17 protein-coding genes are annotated in these 17,344 nt (G+C 43.2%); 5 read left to right on the top strand and 12 right to left on the bottom strand.

Annotated elements, in window-relative coordinates:
- Positions 1 to 3: 3 nt before the first annotated feature.
- From OHT75_RS07375 to OHT75_RS07335, 9 genes are all read right to left on the bottom strand, one after another.
- Entirely contained in the window at positions 4 to 198 is a 195-nt protein-coding gene (locus OHT75_RS07375; protein ID WP_264725852.1) for a twin-arginine translocation signal domain-containing protein, read from the bottom strand.
- 378 nt (positions 199 to 576) lie between these two features.
- On the bottom strand, positions 577 to 1,590 hold the full coding sequence (locus OHT75_RS07370) for a formate dehydrogenase subunit gamma (RefSeq protein WP_264725851.1): 1,014 nt from the start codon (positions 1,588 to 1,590) through the stop codon (positions 577 to 579).
- Between the two features lie 46 nt (positions 1,591 to 1,636).
- On the bottom strand, positions 1,637 to 2,233 hold the full coding sequence (gene fdh3B, locus OHT75_RS07365; RefSeq protein WP_261299810.1) for a formate dehydrogenase FDH3 subunit beta: 597 nt from the start codon (positions 2,231 to 2,233) through the stop codon (positions 1,637 to 1,639).
- Positions 2,234 to 2,255: 22 nt separating this feature from the next.
- Complete coding sequence (locus OHT75_RS07360) at positions 2,256 to 5,105, bottom strand: formate dehydrogenase subunit alpha (RefSeq protein ID WP_264725850.1); 2,850 nt, start codon at positions 5,103 to 5,105, stop codon at positions 2,256 to 2,258.
- Between the two features lie 18 nt (positions 5,106 to 5,123).
- Positions 5,124 to 5,318, bottom strand: coding sequence for a formate dehydrogenase (locus OHT75_RS07355; RefSeq protein ID WP_188843360.1), 195 nt, complete (start codon positions 5,316 to 5,318; stop codon positions 5,124 to 5,126).
- Positions 5,319 to 5,392: 74 nt separating this feature from the next.
- Positions 5,393 to 6,058: a TorD/DmsD family molecular chaperone gene (locus OHT75_RS07350; RefSeq protein WP_264725849.1), complete on the bottom strand. Its 666-nt coding sequence runs from the start codon at positions 6,056 to 6,058 to the stop codon at positions 5,393 to 5,395.
- Between the two features lie 10 nt (positions 6,059 to 6,068).
- The gene (locus OHT75_RS07345) at positions 6,069 to 7,751 is read right to left on the bottom strand and encodes a 4Fe-4S binding protein (RefSeq protein ID WP_264725848.1); all 1,683 of its coding nucleotides are present in this window, start codon (positions 7,749 to 7,751) and stop codon (positions 6,069 to 6,071) included.
- 96 nt (positions 7,752 to 7,847) lie between these two features.
- A complete protein-coding gene (locus tag OHT75_RS07340; RefSeq protein WP_264725847.1) occupies positions 7,848 to 8,504 on the bottom strand; it encodes a DUF3306 domain-containing protein in 657 nt (218 codons plus the stop codon).
- Positions 8,501 to 8,968, bottom strand: a complete 468-nt coding sequence (locus OHT75_RS07335; protein WP_264725846.1) for a DUF3305 domain-containing protein — start codon at positions 8,966 to 8,968, stop codon at positions 8,501 to 8,503. The genes OHT75_RS07340 and OHT75_RS07335 overlap by 4 nt, the downstream gene beginning before the upstream one ends.
- 375 nt (positions 8,969 to 9,343) lie before the next feature.
- Here OHT75_RS07335 and OHT75_RS07330 point away from each other — a divergent pair, with 375 nt between their 5' ends.
- Entirely contained in the window at positions 9,344 to 10,198 is an 855-nt protein-coding gene (locus OHT75_RS07330) for a formate dehydrogenase accessory sulfurtransferase FdhD (RefSeq protein WP_264725845.1), read from the top strand.
- A gap of 37 nt (positions 10,199 to 10,235) precedes the next feature.
- Here OHT75_RS07330 and rlmF read toward each other — a convergent pair whose 3' ends face one another.
- Both rlmF and OHT75_RS07320 read right to left on the bottom strand, forming a co-directional pair.
- The gene (gene rlmF / locus OHT75_RS07325) at positions 10,236 to 11,258 is read right to left on the bottom strand and encodes a 23S rRNA (adenine(1618)-N(6))-methyltransferase RlmF (protein ID WP_264725844.1); all 1,023 of its coding nucleotides are present in this window, start codon (positions 11,256 to 11,258) and stop codon (positions 10,236 to 10,238) included.
- Positions 11,258 to 11,656 (bottom strand): flagellar basal body-associated protein FliL, encoded by a 399-nt coding sequence (locus tag OHT75_RS07320; protein WP_264725843.1) that lies wholly within the window; start codon positions 11,654 to 11,656, stop codon positions 11,258 to 11,260. Before OHT75_RS07320 ends, rlmF begins: the two co-directional genes overlap by 1 nt.
- A 110-nt stretch (positions 11,657 to 11,766) precedes the next feature.
- Between OHT75_RS07320 and OHT75_RS07315 the strand changes: the two genes are divergently transcribed.
- Positions 11,767 to 12,342, top strand: coding sequence for a chorismate--pyruvate lyase family protein (locus OHT75_RS07315; protein WP_264725842.1), 576 nt, complete (start codon positions 11,767 to 11,769; stop codon positions 12,340 to 12,342).
- Between the two features lie 129 nt (positions 12,343 to 12,471).
- Here OHT75_RS07315 and OHT75_RS07310 read toward each other — a convergent pair whose 3' ends face one another.
- The gene (locus OHT75_RS07310; RefSeq protein WP_264725841.1) at positions 12,472 to 13,068 is read right to left on the bottom strand and encodes a YhgN family NAAT transporter; all 597 of its coding nucleotides are present in this window, start codon (positions 13,066 to 13,068) and stop codon (positions 12,472 to 12,474) included.
- Positions 13,069 to 13,329: 261 nt separating this feature from the next.
- On the opposite strand from OHT75_RS07310, the gene OHT75_RS07305 reads away from it, so the two are divergent.
- From OHT75_RS07305 to hemN, 3 genes are all read left to right on the top strand, one after another.
- Complete coding sequence (locus OHT75_RS07305; protein ID WP_264725840.1) at positions 13,330 to 14,886, top strand: metal transporter; 1,557 nt, start codon at positions 13,330 to 13,332, stop codon at positions 14,884 to 14,886.
- Positions 14,887 to 14,966: 80 nt separating this feature from the next.
- The gene (locus tag OHT75_RS07300) at positions 14,967 to 15,734 is read left to right on the top strand and encodes an NRDE family protein (protein WP_264725839.1); all 768 of its coding nucleotides are present in this window, start codon (positions 14,967 to 14,969) and stop codon (positions 15,732 to 15,734) included.
- Positions 15,735 to 15,862: 128 nt separating this feature from the next.
- A complete protein-coding gene (hemN, locus tag OHT75_RS07295) occupies positions 15,863 to 17,239 on the top strand; it encodes an oxygen-independent coproporphyrinogen III oxidase (protein WP_264725838.1) in 1,377 nt (458 codons plus the stop codon).
- Positions 17,240 to 17,344: the final 105 nt, after the last annotated feature.

Here is a 17,344-nt window from a genome sequence, read left to right as displayed (position 1 = left end):
AAACTAACCGCGTAAGCTATCGTAGTAACTGCGAACATGCGCAGTTTCTTGATAACCCTGGGTGTTGGATGTATTGATTTTTGTTTCTGTTGCATGGGCAACCTTAATACCGGTTGCTGCAATGGCTACGCCAGCAGTCCCACCTAGGGTTAAGGCTTTCAACAAAGATCTGCGATTAAGATCTGGTTGTTTACTCATAATCATCTCCAATTGAAAGGCATGGCTTTCAAGATAAAGTCGAATCAGTGTTTGGCTTATTGTTGAAACACTGACTTACGCACGTACTAACGTGGCGTTTAATGTCGGGGGAGATAGTAGAGATAAACGCAAGCCGATTTATTGATCGCAAAGGGGATTTTAGGCTTTTTTATGTGTAAAAAAGCCTAAAATGCTTATCAGATCACAATCTAAACAGCTGTAGTTAACGATGAATAATAAAATTATTTTTCAAAGACTTACAATGTTAACAACCTGATAATCTAGGGTTGTAAAACTGTTTTATAGCGGTTGAGTTTTTAGATAAAAAAACACCCCAAAGTCGCCTTTGAGGTGTTTACTGTAAAGCACTTAATAACATCAATCTTGGTATTTAATCGCGTTGTTTGCTTTCAACTCGTCATACCATAGGTTGTGATGCTGAATAGCCCAGTTTTCATCACAATAGCCAGAAATCATCGACTCCATGCCGCCTTCACTCAGTACCGTTGCCATCCAAATATGCACAATGGTAAAACCGATTAAAATAGCAGCACAAACACCGTGGAGCAATAATGTGGCGATTGAGGCTTCACGTGGTAAATCAAGCAATGGTAAAACTAAAATCAACCCAGAAATACTAATAAATAGACCAAATATTGCTAAGGTCCAAAACCACATTTTCTCACCCGCATTGGCAAACCCACTGTCGGGATGCTTGCCTTTAAACGGGCCAAAGTTAATATAGCCACCTACCACTAAAAACCATTTCAAGTCATACATCTTAAAAGTTTGTAATGGCATCCATTTAATCATACAGATTAGCCAAGACACGATGAAAACCGGTCCAGCCCAATCATGGCTGAATTTACTGGCAGCAATAATACCCGCCCATAAACCTTCACTCACGTATGGTTCAATAAAATGCCGTCCAAGCATAATAAATACGCCCGTAAACATTAAAATGAAACACGTAATGGCCATAACCCAATGTAATTTAATGTCAGCCTTGCTCCAGCGCTCCATCATTTTACCCGAAAATCCATGGGCAAGTTTTGCTGGACCATTAACCAAATAAAAGAATAAAAACGCGCCAAAGATGCCAAATATTGCGACCACTATGGCAGGTTTGATGTACGTATTACGTATTTCTTTACCTTGATTACCCGCTTTATTAATTAACACATTGGCTTCAAGCGCTTTGTCAGTACTGTAACCTGACTCGCCAGCCTTCACTGCTCGCCAGAGATCTGCATCACTGGTAGTCGCTGTTTGTTGTTTACTCGATTGTTCATCCGCTGCATGTGCCGTCGGCATCACGATACCGATACACATTATCAGCGCTAACAAAGCAAACATCATCCGCAGTGATTTGTTTAACGATGTGTTTAACATTGTCACTCCTCATTGGGCTGCAAAACTCGCAGCCCATACTTTGGGTTTAGATCATCTCGCCTGTTTTTGGGTTGTAACCCCAAATTACATTTGGATTACCACGCTGTGCCATACGCTGACGATAAATGTCAGATACCACACCAGCATCACCCGCAAGCAGTGCTTTTGTTGCACATAGCTCAGCACACATTGGTAGCTTACCTTCAGCAATACGGTTTGCACCGTACTTTTGACGCTCAGCATCTGAATGGTTTTCTTCTGGGCCACCCGCACAGAAAGTACATTTATCCATTTTACCACGGCTACCGAATGCAGTCTTTTTAGGGAACTGCGGCGCACCGAATGGACAAGCGTAAAAGCAATAGCCACAACCGATACAGGTATCTTTGTCATGTAGCACAATGCCGTCTTCTGTACGGTAGAAACAATCTGCCGGACAAACAGCCATACAAGGTGCATCAGTACAGTGCATACATGCTACTGAAATAGACGCTTCACCTGGTTGACCATCGTTAATTGTCACCACGCGGCGACGTTGAATACCCCACTCTAAAGCAGAGTCGTTTTCGTTCTTACATGCTGTGACGCAACCGTTACACTCGATGCAGCGTTTGGTGTCACACAAAAATTTCATGACTGCCATAATGGCTTATCTCCTCATCAAGTTAGGCTTTGCTGATCTGACACAAAGAGGCTTTTGTCTCTTGCATCTGAGTCACAACATCATACCCATAAGTCAACACTGTGTTAGCTGACTCACCAATCACATACGGGACAGTCCCTTCTGGATAGTTTTTCTCAAGGCTTTCACCCTCAAACACACCTGCGAAGTGATAAGGCATGAAACATTCGCCAGCAATAACACGAGGCGTCACCATGGCTTTAACAGTGATCTTCGCGCCCTCTGGACCGTGTACAAATACATTATCACCGTCGCGAATACCGCGATCAGCTGCATCAGCAGGGTTCATTTCGATAAACATTTCTTGCTGTAATTCTGCAAGCCATGGGTTTGAGCGTGTTTCTTCACCACCGCCTTCATATTCAACCAAACGACCAGAGGTCAATGCTAATGGGTAATCCTTAGCAAAGTCTTTGTCTTGAATGGTTTTATAAAGCGTTGGTAGACGCGCAACCATACGGTCATCATAAGTTGGGTATTTAGATACCAAATCACGACGAGGGGTATATAACGGCTCACGATGTAGCGGGATATCATCAGGGAAGTTCCACACAATACAACGCGCTTTCGCGTTACCGTAAGGAATACAGCCATGTTTAATCGCCACGCGTTGAATACCACCAGAAATATCTGTTTTCCAGTTTTGTCCTTCAGCATGCACCTTTTCTTCAGCGGTTAAGTCATCCCACCAGCCAAGCTGTTTCAGCATGTCGGCAGTAAACTCTGGGTAACCATCTTGAATTTCAGCACCCTTAGAGAATGAACCTTCAGCAAGAATATTGTTGCCGTTATGTTCAACACCGTAACGAGCACGGAAGTTACCACCACCGTCTTTCACTTCACGACCAGTGCGATACAGAATTTGGGTACCTGGATGCTTCATCTCTGGTGTACCCCAACAAGGCCAAGGTAAACCATAGGTTTCACCTTTAGCTGGGCCACCTGGAGCTTCTAATGAATCAACATCAAAGGTGCCCCAGTTTTGTTGGTGCATTTTCAAGCGTTCAGGGCTTTGGCCTGTGTAACCAATGGTCCACATCCCTTTGTTGAACTCGCGGGTAATATCTTCCACGTTCGGTTCATCGTTGTTAACAGCGATGTGTTTACAAAGCTGATCGGCAACGCCCCATTTTTTGGCCAGTTTATACATGATCACGTGATCAGGTAATGACTCAAATAATGGCTCGATAACTTGATCACGCCACTGTAATGAACGGTTAGAGGCCGATACTGAACCATAGGTCTCAAACTGAGTTGCCGCAGGTAATAGATAGACACCATCTGTACGTTGATGCATCACACCCGCCATGGTTGGGAATGGATCGACAACCACTACGGTATCCATCTTATTCAGGGCTTCACGTACTTCACGACCACGGGTTTCAGTGTTAACTGATTGTCCCCAGAAGAATGCTAGACGAATATTATCTTGTTGAGCAATCTTGCTTTTGTCTTCTAGTACACCATCGTGCCAACGAGAACATGGAATACCGGCTGAAGTTTGTGGGTCTTGACCTAAACGCGCGGTTTGATCGAAGCGTTGCTTAATCCAACTTGGTTCTAGGTCCCATACTTTTGCCCAGTGATCCCAAGCGCCAGAGGTTAAACCGTAGTAGCCAGGTAAGTTATCGAATAACAAACCAAAGTCAGTAGCACCCTGTACGTTATCGTGACCACGGAAAATGTTGGTTCCGCCACCTTCAACACCCATATTGCCAAGGGCTAATTGCAGAATACAATATGCACGAGTATTCGCGTTACCCACGTGGTGCTGAGTACCACCCATACACCATACAACTGTGCCAGGCTTAGTTTCGGCCATCATTTTCGCTACGCGGTACATTTGTGCTTTTGGCACACCGACAACGTGCTCAACCTCTTCAGGTGTGTACTTCTTCACTTCTTCTTGAATACGTTCCATGCCGTATACACGTTGCGAGATGAAACTTTCATCTTGCCAACCGTTTTCGAAGATGTGCCATAACAGACCATAGATAAATGGAATGTCAGTACCTGGACGAATATGGACATATTCATCAGATTTAGCTGCTGTACGAGTAAAGCGAGGATCGACAACAATGATTTTTGCGCCGCGCTCTTTACCAATTAGAATATGCTGCATCGCAACCGGATGCGCTTCACATGGGTTAGAGCCGATAAACATCATGCATTTTGAGTTGCGGATATCATTGAACGAGTTAGTTTGCGCACCGTAGCCCCAAGTGTTTGCAACACCGGCTACTGTGGTAGAGTGACAAATACGTGCAGAGTGATCGATGTTGTTAGTGCCCCACATCGCTGCAAATTTGCGGTATAAATAAGATTGCTCGTTCGAGAATTTTGCACTACCCATGAAATACACCGAATCAGGACCTGACTCTTCACGGATTTGTAATGCTTTGCTGCCGACTTCTTCGATAGCCTGTTCCCAAGATAAACGCTTCCACTTTCCGCCTTCCAGCTTCATTGGATACTTTAGACGTTTTTCACCATGGCCATGCTCACGTAATGCAGCACCTTTAGCACAGTGACCACCTTGGTTAAATGGATGGTCGAATGCAGGTTCTTGACCTGTCCACACCCCATTTTGAACTTCAGCATAAATACCACAACCCACAGAACAGTGAGAACAAATGGTACGTTTAATTTCGGTTGGCGCGTTATGCGGTACATCTTTGGCTTCAGCTTTACGCATCATACCTGCACCTAACATTGACGCTGCTGCAATTCCGCCTGTCGCCAAACTGGCTGACTTGAGGAACTGACGTCTGTTAAGACCTAGGCCTGGCTTTTCAGCTTTTGCGACCGTGTCAGATTTACGGGTTAATCGCATTTCACCCTCTCCTATAAGTTATTTGCTTAACGAAGCATAGTAGTTACGAATATGCTCTGTTTCACGATAGTTGTTACTTTCGGACGCTTGCGTTGCTTTTGGTGAGGCTGCTAATGCAGGGGCACTCACACTGGCAACCGCGCCTGCGGCACTGCCTAATGCTAATGCTTTTAGCATTTGACGGCGTCCCATGTCGGAAGCTTGCTTCTTCATAGTTTCTCCTTATTTAAATCACCCCAATCACTTAGGGCATGAATGGTTTGATATTGGCGTAATGCCATAAACCATTAGTTTACTTGCACGACCTCGTCTGTTACCGGTTCAAGCTCTTCACTGCCAGGGCAGTTAACCGGAATATTCAAACTCAGTTGGTCAAATTCATTTACTTCTGCTTCAAAAAACGCTTTGGCTAATTGCGCAACGGGAAGATAAAACTTAGCACTGGGTGTTTTAGCTAATGCTTCACAAAAGCGATTAATCCACGAGCCAATATGACGTTGATAAAATGCCAGCTGGCGATAACCAGGAGCCTCTAAAATCAAAATGCCCATGACTTCACATAATGCCGCCACATGATCTTCTGGCTCTTTAACATTGTCTTCACGCTCAAATCCCATTTGCATCAGATCATTACGTAACAATGCTAAGGGTTTATCCATTAAGGATCCGGTCATAAACCAGCTCCCATAGGGCAAAATTTCACCACTGCCAACGCCTAAGAATATATTGAAATATTCGTCTTCAAGTGTCGCTACATCGGTGTTTTTTGCTGCAGCTTTTAATGCAATCCATGCTTGATTCATCGCATTGCCTTCATCGGCTTCTACATCTAAATCCGCTAAAAATTGTAATAACTCTTCGCTTGGATGACGACGTAGCAATGCGGCTAATAGTTGATAAATATCGGCTCTTAGTTGATCGTTTTCGCTGATTTCTCTTTCTACTTGGGTCATAGCGGATCTCTTATCGCAATTGCTTTTCTGGATCTTGAAGAATGTCTTCAAACATATCTTTTACGCGGCAATCACCGCACATTTTTAATCGTTCAATATTGGCACTAAATGCACTGTGTGCACCGACCATTTCCACCATCTTATGCACCATTGATTGCGTCGCAAAGGCGCTACCACAGCGAATACACTCAAACGGCGCTTCTTCTTTTAAGGTGGTAACCGCTTGGCGACTTTGTTGATCAAAGTTGATTTGTGGCACTAAGCTAATCACGTTTTCAGGGCATGAACTTTCACATAAGCCACATTGGACGCAATCTTGCTCAACAAAACGTAATGCTGGGATTTCGCCACCGTCTTTTAATGCTTGGGTTGGACAGGTTGATACACACGACATACACAAGGTGCATTTATCAACATTTAACTTCACCTGACCATAAGGCACATTGGCTAAAGCAAGTTGAGTTTGAATCGCACCCGCCTGACTATTTAAATGGTCAATGGCTTGATACAAGATGTCTCGCTTCGCATTACTGGCTCCGGCATCAGTGATCACCGTCATTGGTACAATAACAGGCCAAGTTGTACTGATAGCTAAAGGTTGCTCAAGCGTGGCAAGGTCTAATGCAGAAATAAGGCGTAAACGTTGCGGTTGGCCCATTTCATCAAGAATACGGTTTGCTAAGGTTAATTCACCTTGCAGCATTTGCGTCAAGGTCGGGGCTGTCGCATCGGTGTTAAGAATTAACACTTCCCTTGCACCATGCGCTAATGCTGCTAACCAATGATCGATACTAGCAACAGTAATCTCTTCCAAGGCGACGGGTAGCACATCACCCGCTAAGGTATCTGTAATGAGTTCACCGCCAAGAAGGTTGTCATGGAATAAAATCACTGGCGCAACCTGCGCCTCTGCACGGTAACGACTAATCAATTTCTCAAGATAAGCGTGCAACGATTTTGGCGTAGGCAAATCATAGCTAATCGCCCCAGTTGGGCATAAATTAGTGCAACTGCCGGCGCCATGACATAGATAAGGATCAATTTCGATTTTCTGTTCAATGCTGCTAATCGCATCAGCAGGACAGAAATTTAAACAACGATTACACCCATTAATACCATTGCGGTGATGAGCACAAATATCGCTGTTTACTTTAACGTATCGAGGTTTATCAAACTCACCGACTAAATCAGGAATTTGTTCAATGGCATCGGCTAATTTATGAGTATCTTGACCCACATAGAAATAGCCTGCTGGCAGCATTTCGAGGTTAATGCACGGTGCTGAACTTAAATCGAGAATAATATCGAAGTGAGCTTGACGGATAGCAACGACACTGAGCTCTGCCACGCCTCCAGCATCGGACTCGACACTGACCTGAAATTGGCCTAAAAAGCCTTTAATACTTTTTAGTTTATTGTAAAAACTGTCTACACCTTCAGCAGCGTTCATCACCTTTTCAAGGTGTGCTTCATCTTGGCTGGTAATGGACTCATTAGCTAAAACAACTCGACTCGCCATCATTGATAAGCTATCGGCAGCCAAACGCGCTAAATCTTCAGGCCCAATAATTAATACATGGCCTTGAGTGGTATAACTGACTGTTGGCGGGATCAAATTCTGAAGAATTTGGGTCCTCGACATCACTTGTTGCCGAGCATTTTTAAGCTCAGACTGAGATTGTCTCATACTCATTGCGTTCCTAAATTTTTTATTATTAAGTGAACTCATTGCCCACTCACAATATCTTGCGATATTGATTGCTACTCGCTAATCATTAGCGACCAACTATCAGCTTGCTTTTACCGCATCACCAGTAAAAGAATGGGGTTGCAGCTCATCAGACTGCGCATCCATTGAGGCTAATGTTTGGTTAGCATCGACATTTTCTAAATCGGTACTGCTTAACTCTTGATCTTGTGCGCTAACCCTATCTGTTTGTGGGTCATGGTCACTGGCATCGTTCAGTTCATCAGACTGTTCGGTTGCAAGTGCTTCATCCTCTGGCGCTTCTTCTTTCTCTATAACGTGCTTAAAGACTTTTTTGGCTAACTCGGCTGATACTTCTGCAGACAGCTTAGGTTGATTCGTATAATCAAGAGCATATTCTAACAACCCATCAATATGACCATATTGCGGCTGTTTCCACAGGGCGCGTAACGCTGCGGCTTTTGCTGCTGGGTCAACGTTTTTAGCCATAAAGCTGGCAAAACTGCCCCCCACTTCTATCGAGTTTGGATCGGGCAAGTCATCGGCCTGCAATACGGTATCGGTTGCAGCTTGCTCACCTTGCTGCAGGTTGCTATTCACATCTGCTGCTTGGCCCTTTGTTGCTGCGCTATCATCCTGGCGAGTTAAGCTAACGTCATGTTGTTCAGCCTCCTGTTGCTCGGCTTCTTTGGCAACATTCTCACGGCGCTGATTCCAACGGCTTAATAATCCACTCATTGCATTTTTCCTGAGCGATTCGCACTCGGGCCATCATTGGTGCGACGATTAACATGCTTACGACGGTGAGCACTGATCTCAACCTCACCATGACGTGTTATGAAAGCTTCAATCCAGCAAGCAATCGCTTTGGGCATTAACACGTTAAACACTGGCGTATCAGACTCTAAACAACCTGCACCCACATTCTGATCTGCTGAAATCATCGCGGGCACCCAAGTACCATCGGATAATTCATCACACACGATATACAGCATGGCATTATCCATATCGAGGTTGATACGGTAGCTGCCACGTTGATCACGATGCAGCTCTAATAAAATTAACCTTGCCCCTTCTGGCATAGGCTCGGTAGCGGGAACCATTTGGTCCATTTCCCACGTTGTAGTTGTCCAGCGGCCTACCTGTTTTGTCACTTGCTTTAACGAGACGTACATTGGCCAAACGCTTTCGGTATGTTGCATGCGGTACTTCACCTTCATTTCACTTAACCACTCAACACGTGATGTAACATGCGTATCGAGTTGTAAATACCCTACAGTTACCCTAGATGAGCAATAATAATGCCAACATGTTTTATAGGGATAAATTTGAGGTGGATCGCAAAAGCCTCAACACATAGGGACAATTTGTCCAAAGCTCATTTAACAGTAGGACATAAGTACACGTTTGAATAGCAACGATAAACAAAACATGCGCTAGATCACGCAATACCAAACATCTACATGTCGCTGAGGTAAAAATTGATATTCTTGAGCTTAAAACTGTTCGTGTTTGGCGTGCCATTATCATTGTATCGTCCTAATGTCAGCCCAAAATCCCAAAGGTAAATCTTACTTATGACTGAATCGACAGACCGCTCATCAACTCAAAAACCGACGGTAAAATTTGTTAAAACCCAAACGGAAGTGCCGCTTACCTTGCCGGTAGTAGCCTATAACGAGGAGGGAGAAGCATTAGATAAATTTGTTGCCTGTGAGCGCCCGCTTACGGTCTACTTAAACTGGCAACCCATTGTGACGCTAATGACATTAGGGGCAAAACCTGAGTCACTGACTTTAGGTTATTTAAAAAATCAGGGATTTATCAGCGACATTCATTTACTTGAATCGGTCATTGTTGATTGGGAGGTTAATTCTGCGGCGGTCATTACCAAAGAAAATATCAATGACTTAGCCGATAAACTGTCCGAAAAAACGGTGACCTCGGGTTGTGGGCAAGGCACTGTTTATGGCAGCTTTTTACAGGGATTAGATGATATTCACTTACCCACACCGCAGTTAAAACAATCGGTTATTTATAGCTTATTAAAAAACATCAGTGCCTATAACGACACTTACAAAAATGCTGGAGCTGTGCATGGCTGTGGTATTTGTGTCGATGATCAAATTCAGGCATTTGTCGAAGATGTTGGTCGCCATAATGCAGTGGATACTTTGGCTGGTGACATGTGGATGGAGCAACAAACCGGTGGCGATAAAATCTTTTATACTACAGGACGACTCACCTCTGAAATGATTATCAAGGTGGCCAAAATGGGAATTCCGGTACTTTTATCTCGCAGTGGGGTTACCCAAATGGGCTTAGAATTAGCCCAACAGTTAGGTATTACCCTTATCGCCCGCGCCAAAGGCCGTCACTTTTTGGTTTACAATGGCGTTGAAAATATCACCTATGATGCCAAACAAAAATAATGGTATTACCGAGAATGAATTGCCTAAAAACGGGAGATTAAGGTCGACATTTAGCCCATTGTTCTCTGAGTGTGGGGCTTAAAAAACTCCACACTAAAATACGTGTTTGCTTACTACCTTGCTGCATCTCAATCGTGTTAACTGTCTCGGCACCGCAATTGGCTAACAACTTATAACAAGGTTTAAGATTTTCAGATTTGGATACCAAGGATGTAAACCAAAGTACCTGATGCTTAAACAAACGGCTCTCATGAATCATATTAGCTAAGAACTGCCTTTCACCACCTTCACACCATAATTCTGCTTTTTGGCCGCCAAAGTTGAGTGCCGAATTAACGCTAGCATGCTGAGACTGTGCGTGTTTTTTAGCTCGATTAAGCGCTAAATTGGTTTGTTTTCTTTTATTTCCTGCCATAGCATCTGCTAAAGACTGATGAAATGGTGGGTTACACATAGTGACATCCACTCGTTCATTTTGACCAATCACGCCCGTAAATATTGCCTTGGGATCAACTTGATGAACTAATTTAAGCTTTGCTGCAACTTGAGGATTACTGGAACAAATTTTCGCTACGTTAGCAATGGATTGCGGGTCAATATCTGACGCGATAAATTGCCACCCATAGCATTGAATGCCCAGCAATGGATAAATGCCATTGGCACCCGTACCTATGTCTAATGCTTGAATTCGCGCACCTTTAGGTACTTTGCCTTTCACCGCTAACAGATCGGCAATGTAATGCAGATAATCCACTCTACCTGGAATAGGTGGGCACAAAAATCCTTGGGGAATATCCCAGCCTTCAATTTGATAATCCCGTTTCAGCAGCGCCGCATTGAGGGTTTTAACCGCCTCGGAACAAGCGAAATCAATCGACATATTTCCATAAGGATTTGGACGGACAAATTGGGACAATTTGGGTAATACACGTATTAACTCATCAAAATCATAGCCATGATTATGCACATTACGTGGATGAAGCGACTTGATAACACGGGCTTTATTTGCCATAGATTGAGCAGGGCTTTTTTTGCCCTGTTTAGCCGATTTTGCAGGCATTAATCGTACAGATATTTTGTAAACAGTAAGTTCACGACCAGTGCTCGACCTGTCTCTTTTTCTAAAAGACGGTTAACCATTTCGTAGCACTCACGGCGCACCTCTTCACGCCCTGATAATGATTTAATTTTATCTTCGGCTTGGTTACCTAAGATCTCGACAATCGCGGCACGTAATAAAGGATCATGGCGTTCAATACTCACCAGATCATTTGGATCTTTCACCATCAGCTCCACACTAATTCTAACAAAACCTAACTTTTTACGATTTGAAATATAGTTAGTGACAATTTCAGGCTCAAAGCCGTAATAGGCATAATCTCCCGCTACCTCATCAGCACTTTGGGCATTAAATGTCACGAACAGCAGTAAAAGGCATGCTGAAGCAAATTTTCTCATAGTGTGATGCTCTCCTGAATTCATTGTTAAGCTGATAATCGGTTTTATGTATTTAACCTTGTCTAGCGTGGTAAACTGATTCGGTCTAGGTATATTGTAACGAGTTTTTGATGAATGTGACCAGTAATAGCTTTCCTTACGGTGAATCAATTCAATGGTTTTCACCTGAAAAAGCCGCCACACTCCCCCATACTCAGCTAAAAGGCTGGTTATTAGCTAACGGCAGTTTGACCGAGAAGTTAAAAAAACATTGTACAAACTTCAGTGTCACGGTTTTAGGAGAACACTTATTATCGCCATTGGTCGGTGAACTCCCTTCGCAAACCGAGCCTGTTTGGGTTCGAGAAGTCCTACTCAATTTAGATGGTACTCCTTGGGTTTTTGCGAGAACATTAATTCCACAGGCATTACTAAATAATACTCATCACGACTTTATTCATTTGGGTAACAGACCGTTAGGCGAATTGCTATTTACCAGTACAGATATTGTCCCGGGCAAAATTGAAGTTGCAGCCTTTGAAACCTGTGGCCGCTTAGCGCAACTTGCCACCAGCTTATCCCAACCCGTCAACGACACGCTTTGGGGACGTCGCCGTTATTTTCACGTAGGACGAGCCGAACTGATTGTGAGCGAAATATTTTTACCCATTGCTGCAGAAACCATAAAAGAATACCGCCTTGATTAAGGCGGTATTGATAGGAATAAAACGACATAACATGACTATTTAACACCGGATAATTTTAGCTTATCAAGGGGGTGAAATATCATCTTCAATGGCGCGGTCATTCAAACTTAAGAAATGGTTCTGCTGTACTTATTGCGCCACTGTATTCATATAGTTTGCAATACCATCTAAAAACATTTGTACGGATATCATCACCAACACCATGCCCATTAAACGCTCTACTGCGGTTAAGCCTTTTTCACCTAATAAACGGGTGAATACTTTATAAAACATTAAAATTATGGCGCTCAATCCCCAAGCCGATACCAGCGCAATCGTCCAATCCGTCATGCGACTACTATCGGTATGCGCCAATAAAATCAACGCCGCTAAAATGGAAGGGCCAGCCATTAACGGAATAGCCATTGGCACGATAAACGGCTCTTCTCCTGCAGCAAGTCCGACGACACCGCCTGGCTGAGGAAAAATCATTTTTATCGCGATAAGAAATAGAATAATCCCACCCGCGATACTGACAGATTCAGACCGTAAATTTAAAAAGTTCAGTATCGCTTCGCCGGCATATAAAAACAGCAACATGATGCCTAAGGCGAACAGTAACTCACGAATAAGCACACGGCGACGTTTTTTAGGATCAATATGACGTAAAATAGACGCAAAAATGGGTAAGTTTCCCAATGGGTCCATAATTAAAAACAACATCACAGCAGCAGAAAAAATATCCATAAATTACAATCTATCTATTTAGCAATAACAATAGCTCATATTGTATACCTAATCTGGGTGTTATGGTGGATAGGCGATACAGTATTATTTCTTACAAGATGAATTAGTTTTTCTCACCTGATTATGCACAGATAAGACTTATTTGACCCTTTGGGTAATAAAAGCCAGCCAAATTTACACATCTTATGTTTGCACGCTAGCTACAAGGAGATACAAAAATGCTATACTGCAGCGTTTTTTGTCGATTGATGCTTGGAATCCATGCTCTATTTAGCCGCTAGCTGTATTGCCTTATTATTTGGTCCTGTATTTTACCGTTACTTCTCTTCGGGTAGCGGGCTACAAAAAGGATTAGATGGTTTTATATTCGTCTCGTTAGGCGGGCTAGTGCTTATCCATATTTTACCAGAGCTACTTGAACACGGTGGCTTTGTGACTCTGCTGTTTGTCATATTAGGTCTTTGGGGGCCAACGGCAAGCGAGCGTATCTTTCATCGTTATTCCGAAATCACCCACAACATTACCATTAGTTTAGGCATTGTCGGTTTACTGCTACATACCATCACTGATGGTGGCGCAATGGTGTTATCACAACAGCAAGGTAACTCTTCACTACTGGCATTAGGGGTTATTTTGCATCGTTTGCCCGTCGGTTTAGCCATTTGGTGGTTACTCAAGCCGCAAGTGGGCGCACGATGGACAAGTGTTGTATTAGTCGCCATGATGGCCTTAACTGCAGTTGGATACTTTGCCAGCGAGCAACTGTTGCATCAACTGAGCATTGAAAATACCGTCTATTTACAAGCATTTGTCACTGGCTCAATTTTGCATGTGGTATTACATCAGCCCCATGGCGAGCACACAACAGATAAACAGGGTAAGTATCAATATCAAGCGGGTATAGGCAGCTTATTAGGTTTAGGCCTGTTGGCCATTTTGCTATTGATGGACACGGGCAGTCAGGCCCATGAACATCATGATCATGCCCATGGGGTCGAACAGTTTGTCAGCTGGCTGCTAACGATTTCACCTGTATTATTATTAAGTTATTTATTCGCTACGCTAAGATTCAAATTAGGCTTACAGCCGCAACATAAAAATTTAGCCTTAAGATGGTTACAGCGCCTTGCGGGCCCTGAAGCATTAATCATTACTTTAGCCTTATTAGGCCCGTGGTTTGCCCTGTACCAAATTATCGGCTTAGCGGTGATTGCAGGCTTGCTGACATGGAATAAGATTTCATTAACAGACCCTCATTTGCAATTACCAGAGTCTGCATGGCGCTTTGGTTTTGCCCATTTAGTTGATCGTAGCGCCCCCTGGATTATCTTAAGCTTGGTTTTGGCAAACTTAATTGGTCATCCTTCAGTGCCCTTAGAAAACCCTGCATTACAGGTATTAATCCTGTTGCTGGTGTTTATTCCGATGCGGTTTTGTAATTTGGGTGCGGCAATTTTAGCCTTAGCCCTATTTTACAGTGGCTGGAACCAAGTAGCTGTAGCCTTTAGTTTATTAGCCGCGCCGGTGATTAATATTGCCCAGTTAAAGTTAATGACATGGAAGCAAGGGCTAATGCTGGGCGGAGTGCTAGTCAGTGCCTTTATCGTTGCCGACTTAATCCCACTGACATCTGATTATGTTTTGGTGTTGCCCCAATCAATAAATATTCTAGGATTAGTGCTAATTAGTTTACTGTTTGGTGCCAGTTTACTGCGTTTGGGACCTCGAAAGTTTTTAAGCACAATGGTAACTAATCTCAAATCAGAACATCAGCACGATCACAAACAAAGCCATGGACATTCGCACCACCATCATTAATGATTAAGCCACTACCCTAGGGCATGTTTATCTTTGTTGATAAACACGCCCTAGGTTTAACAGAATGAGAGGACTCGGTCATGTGCATTTTATTTTTTGCGATTGAAAGCCATCCTAGCTATCCCTTAATCATTTGCGCCAACCGTGATGAATTTCATCATAGAGCGACTCAGCCAGCACACTTTTGGCCACCCAATAATCAGATTCTCGCGGGCAAAGATTTACAAGCAGGCGGGACATGGCTTGGGGTCAATCGAAAGGGGCAATTTGCGGGTATAACCAATTTACGCACTCAAGAAACCCAAGATGGGGTCCGTTCAAGGGGCGAGTTAGTGCTCAAGGCTTTAGCAAATCACGCCTTACCAACGATCACCTCACAATGGCTGCAAGCCAACCACGCTAATTATAATCCCTTCAATCTCATTTTTGAGCATGACAATATTCTGCATTGCTTCAACAGTCATAGCACCAAAACCAAAACATTAACCGCCGGTTTTCATGCCGTATGTAATGGCGACATGGATGATGTATGGCCAAAGATGGCTAACGGTCAACAAGCGTTACAAGTATATATCACCCAAGCTGACACTATTAATGTGGAAGAATTACAGAGGTTTATGCTCGATACTAGCCAACCTGAAGATGGCTTACTGCCCAATACTGGAGTGGAATTAGAATGGGAGCGGCATTTATCATCAATTTTTATTCAGCACCCTCAATACGGCACACGCTCAACCACGATAATTTTAAAAGACACATCAGGTCAAATTGATTTCTATGAAACACGCTTCGATGGCAAAGGTCGAAACCTTGGTCGACAGCACTTCCAAATAGCATCAAGCAAATAAACACGAGAAAACTCATTATTGCAATGCGGGTCACGTTCAAATATCAAATTTACAACCTAGATCAAGGTTATTTGATGCTTTAACCTGCATAATTCGTCTATTGCTAATTTACCATCGGAGTACACGTCTTGGAGCAGCCCACACAAATTGGTTGGGATCAGTCAATGATCGAAAAATATAACTATAGCGGCCCACGTTATACGTCTTATCCGACAGCATTAGAATTTGATGACAGCTTTACCGAACAAAATTTGTTATCTGCCATCGAAGGCAGCAAAAGTGACCGATTATCTTTATATGTGCATATCCCATTTTGTGCAAAGCTTTGTTATTACTGTGGTTGTAATAAAGTCATCACTCGACATTCTCATAAAGCAGATCAATATATTGAATATTTAGCGGCTGAAATTATTAAGCGTGCACCGTTATTCAAACATTATACTGTGACCCAAATGCACTGGGGCGGAGGCACGCCAACCTTCTTAAAACCTGAGCAAATTTTGCATCTAACCGCACTGATTAAAGAACACTTTACCTTTGCTGAAGAAGGTGAATACTCCATTGAAGTAGACCCACGTGAAATTGAACTCAGTATGCTAGATACCCTTAAAGAAGCTGGCTTTAATCGTGTATCTATTGGTGTACAGGATTTCAATAAAGACGTTCAAGTTGCGGTAAACCGTGAACAGGACGAGCAGTTTATTTTCGACTTTATCGCCAGAGCAAAAGCACTGGGATTTGTGTCGACTAACGTAGACTTAATTTATGGCTTACCTTTGCAAACCCCAGAAACGTTTGCCCAAACTATCGCTCGGATTATAGAGTTGTCTCCAGACCGTTTATCCGTGTTTAACTATGCGCACTTACCATCCCGTTTTGCTGCGCAGCGTAAAATTAAAGATGCGGACATGCCATCACCACAGCAGAAGCTGGATATGTTGCACCAAACGATTGAATCATTAACCCGTGCTGGCTATCAATTTATTGGTATGGATCATTTTGCTAAACCTGATGATGAACTCGCCAAACTACAAAATGCAGGTAAATTACACCGCAATTTCCAGGGCTACACCACTCAAGAAGAGTGTGACTTACTCGGATTAGGCGTCTCTTCAATCAGCCAAATTGGCGATTGTTATGCTCAAAACCAAAAAGATATTCGCCCTTACTATGAAGCCATCGATCAACAAGGTCATGCTTTATGGAAAGGTTGCAGCTTAAATCGTGATGATGAAATTCGTCGCGTGGTGATCAAACAAATCATCTGTCATTTCGATCTTGATATGGCCAAGATTGAACAGCAGTTTGATATTGTATTTGAAGATTATTTTGCTGAAGACTTAAAGCTACTGCAAACTTTCTTAGACGATAAACTAGTCGATATAACAGATCGCCGCTTAACCGTCAGCCCAACTGGCCATTTGTTAATTCGCAACATTTGTATGTGCTTCGATGTGTACTATCGTCAAAAAGCACGTCAACAACAATTCTCGCGCGTGATTTAATCAACACGCAATAAAAAAGCCAGCTTATGCTGTAATGCCAGTCAGATAAGCTGACTGGCGTTATTTTTTGTGTGGATATTTACTGATTTTTCGTTTCACTTGCCT

Origin of the sequence: Shewanella subflava, from assembly GCF_025971955.1 — a bacterium.
Taxonomy (GTDB): Bacteria; Pseudomonadota; Gammaproteobacteria; order Enterobacterales; family Shewanellaceae; genus Shewanella; species Shewanella subflava.
The sequence above is the reverse complement of the archived record's forward strand: the minus strand, read 5'-3'. Positions and strand labels throughout refer to the sequence as shown.

What these genes read in the sequence shown, in the direction of transcription:
- OHT75_RS07375 (WP_264725852.1), bottom strand. Translation starts at nt 198, where the DNA reads ATGAGTAAACAACCAGATCTTAATCGCAGATCTTTGTTGAAAGCCTTA.
- OHT75_RS07345 (WP_264725848.1), bottom strand. Translation starts at nt 7,751, where the DNA reads ATGAGTATGAGACAATCTCAGTCTGAGCTTAAAAATGCTCGGCAACAA.
- OHT75_RS07330 (WP_264725845.1), top strand. Translation starts at nt 9,344, where the DNA reads ATGACTGAATCGACAGACCGCTCATCAACTCAAAAACCGACGGTAAAA.
- OHT75_RS07340 (WP_264725847.1), bottom strand. Translation starts at nt 8,504, where the DNA reads ATGAGTGGATTATTAAGCCGTTGGAATCAGCGCCGTGAGAATGTTGCC.
- OHT75_RS07335 (WP_264725846.1), bottom strand. Translation starts at nt 8,968, where the DNA reads ATGCAACATACCGAAAGCGTTTGGCCAATGTACGTCTCGTTAAAGCAA.
- OHT75_RS07310 (WP_264725841.1), bottom strand. Translation starts at nt 13,068, where the DNA reads ATGGATATTTTTTCTGCTGCTGTGATGTTGTTTTTAATTATGGACCCA.
- rlmF (WP_264725844.1), bottom strand. Translation starts at nt 11,258, where the DNA reads ATGCCTGCAAAATCGGCTAAACAGGGCAAAAAAAGCCCTGCTCAATCT.
- OHT75_RS07355 (WP_188843360.1), bottom strand. Translation starts at nt 5,318, where the DNA reads ATGAAGAAGCAAGCTTCCGACATGGGACGCCGTCAAATGCTAAAAGCA.
- OHT75_RS07360 (WP_264725850.1), bottom strand. Translation starts at nt 5,105, where the DNA reads ATGCGATTAACCCGTAAATCTGACACGGTCGCAAAAGCTGAAAAGCCA.
- OHT75_RS07320 (WP_264725843.1), bottom strand. Translation starts at nt 11,656, where the DNA reads ATGAGAAAATTTGCTTCAGCATGCCTTTTACTGCTGTTCGTGACATTT.
- OHT75_RS07315 (WP_264725842.1), top strand. Translation starts at nt 11,767, where the DNA reads ATGAATGTGACCAGTAATAGCTTTCCTTACGGTGAATCAATTCAATGG.
- fdh3B (WP_261299810.1), bottom strand. Translation starts at nt 2,233, where the DNA reads ATGGCAGTCATGAAATTTTTGTGTGACACCAAACGCTGCATCGAGTGT.
- OHT75_RS07300 (WP_264725839.1), top strand. Translation starts at nt 14,967, where the DNA reads ATGTGCATTTTATTTTTTGCGATTGAAAGCCATCCTAGCTATCCCTTA.
- OHT75_RS07370 (WP_264725851.1), bottom strand. Translation starts at nt 1,590, where the DNA reads ATGTTAAACACATCGTTAAACAAATCACTGCGGATGATGTTTGCTTTG.
- OHT75_RS07305 (WP_264725840.1), top strand. Translation starts at nt 13,330, where the DNA reads ATGCTCTATTTAGCCGCTAGCTGTATTGCCTTATTATTTGGTCCTGTA.
- OHT75_RS07350 (WP_264725849.1), bottom strand. Translation starts at nt 6,058, where the DNA reads ATGACCCAAGTAGAAAGAGAAATCAGCGAAAACGATCAACTAAGAGCC.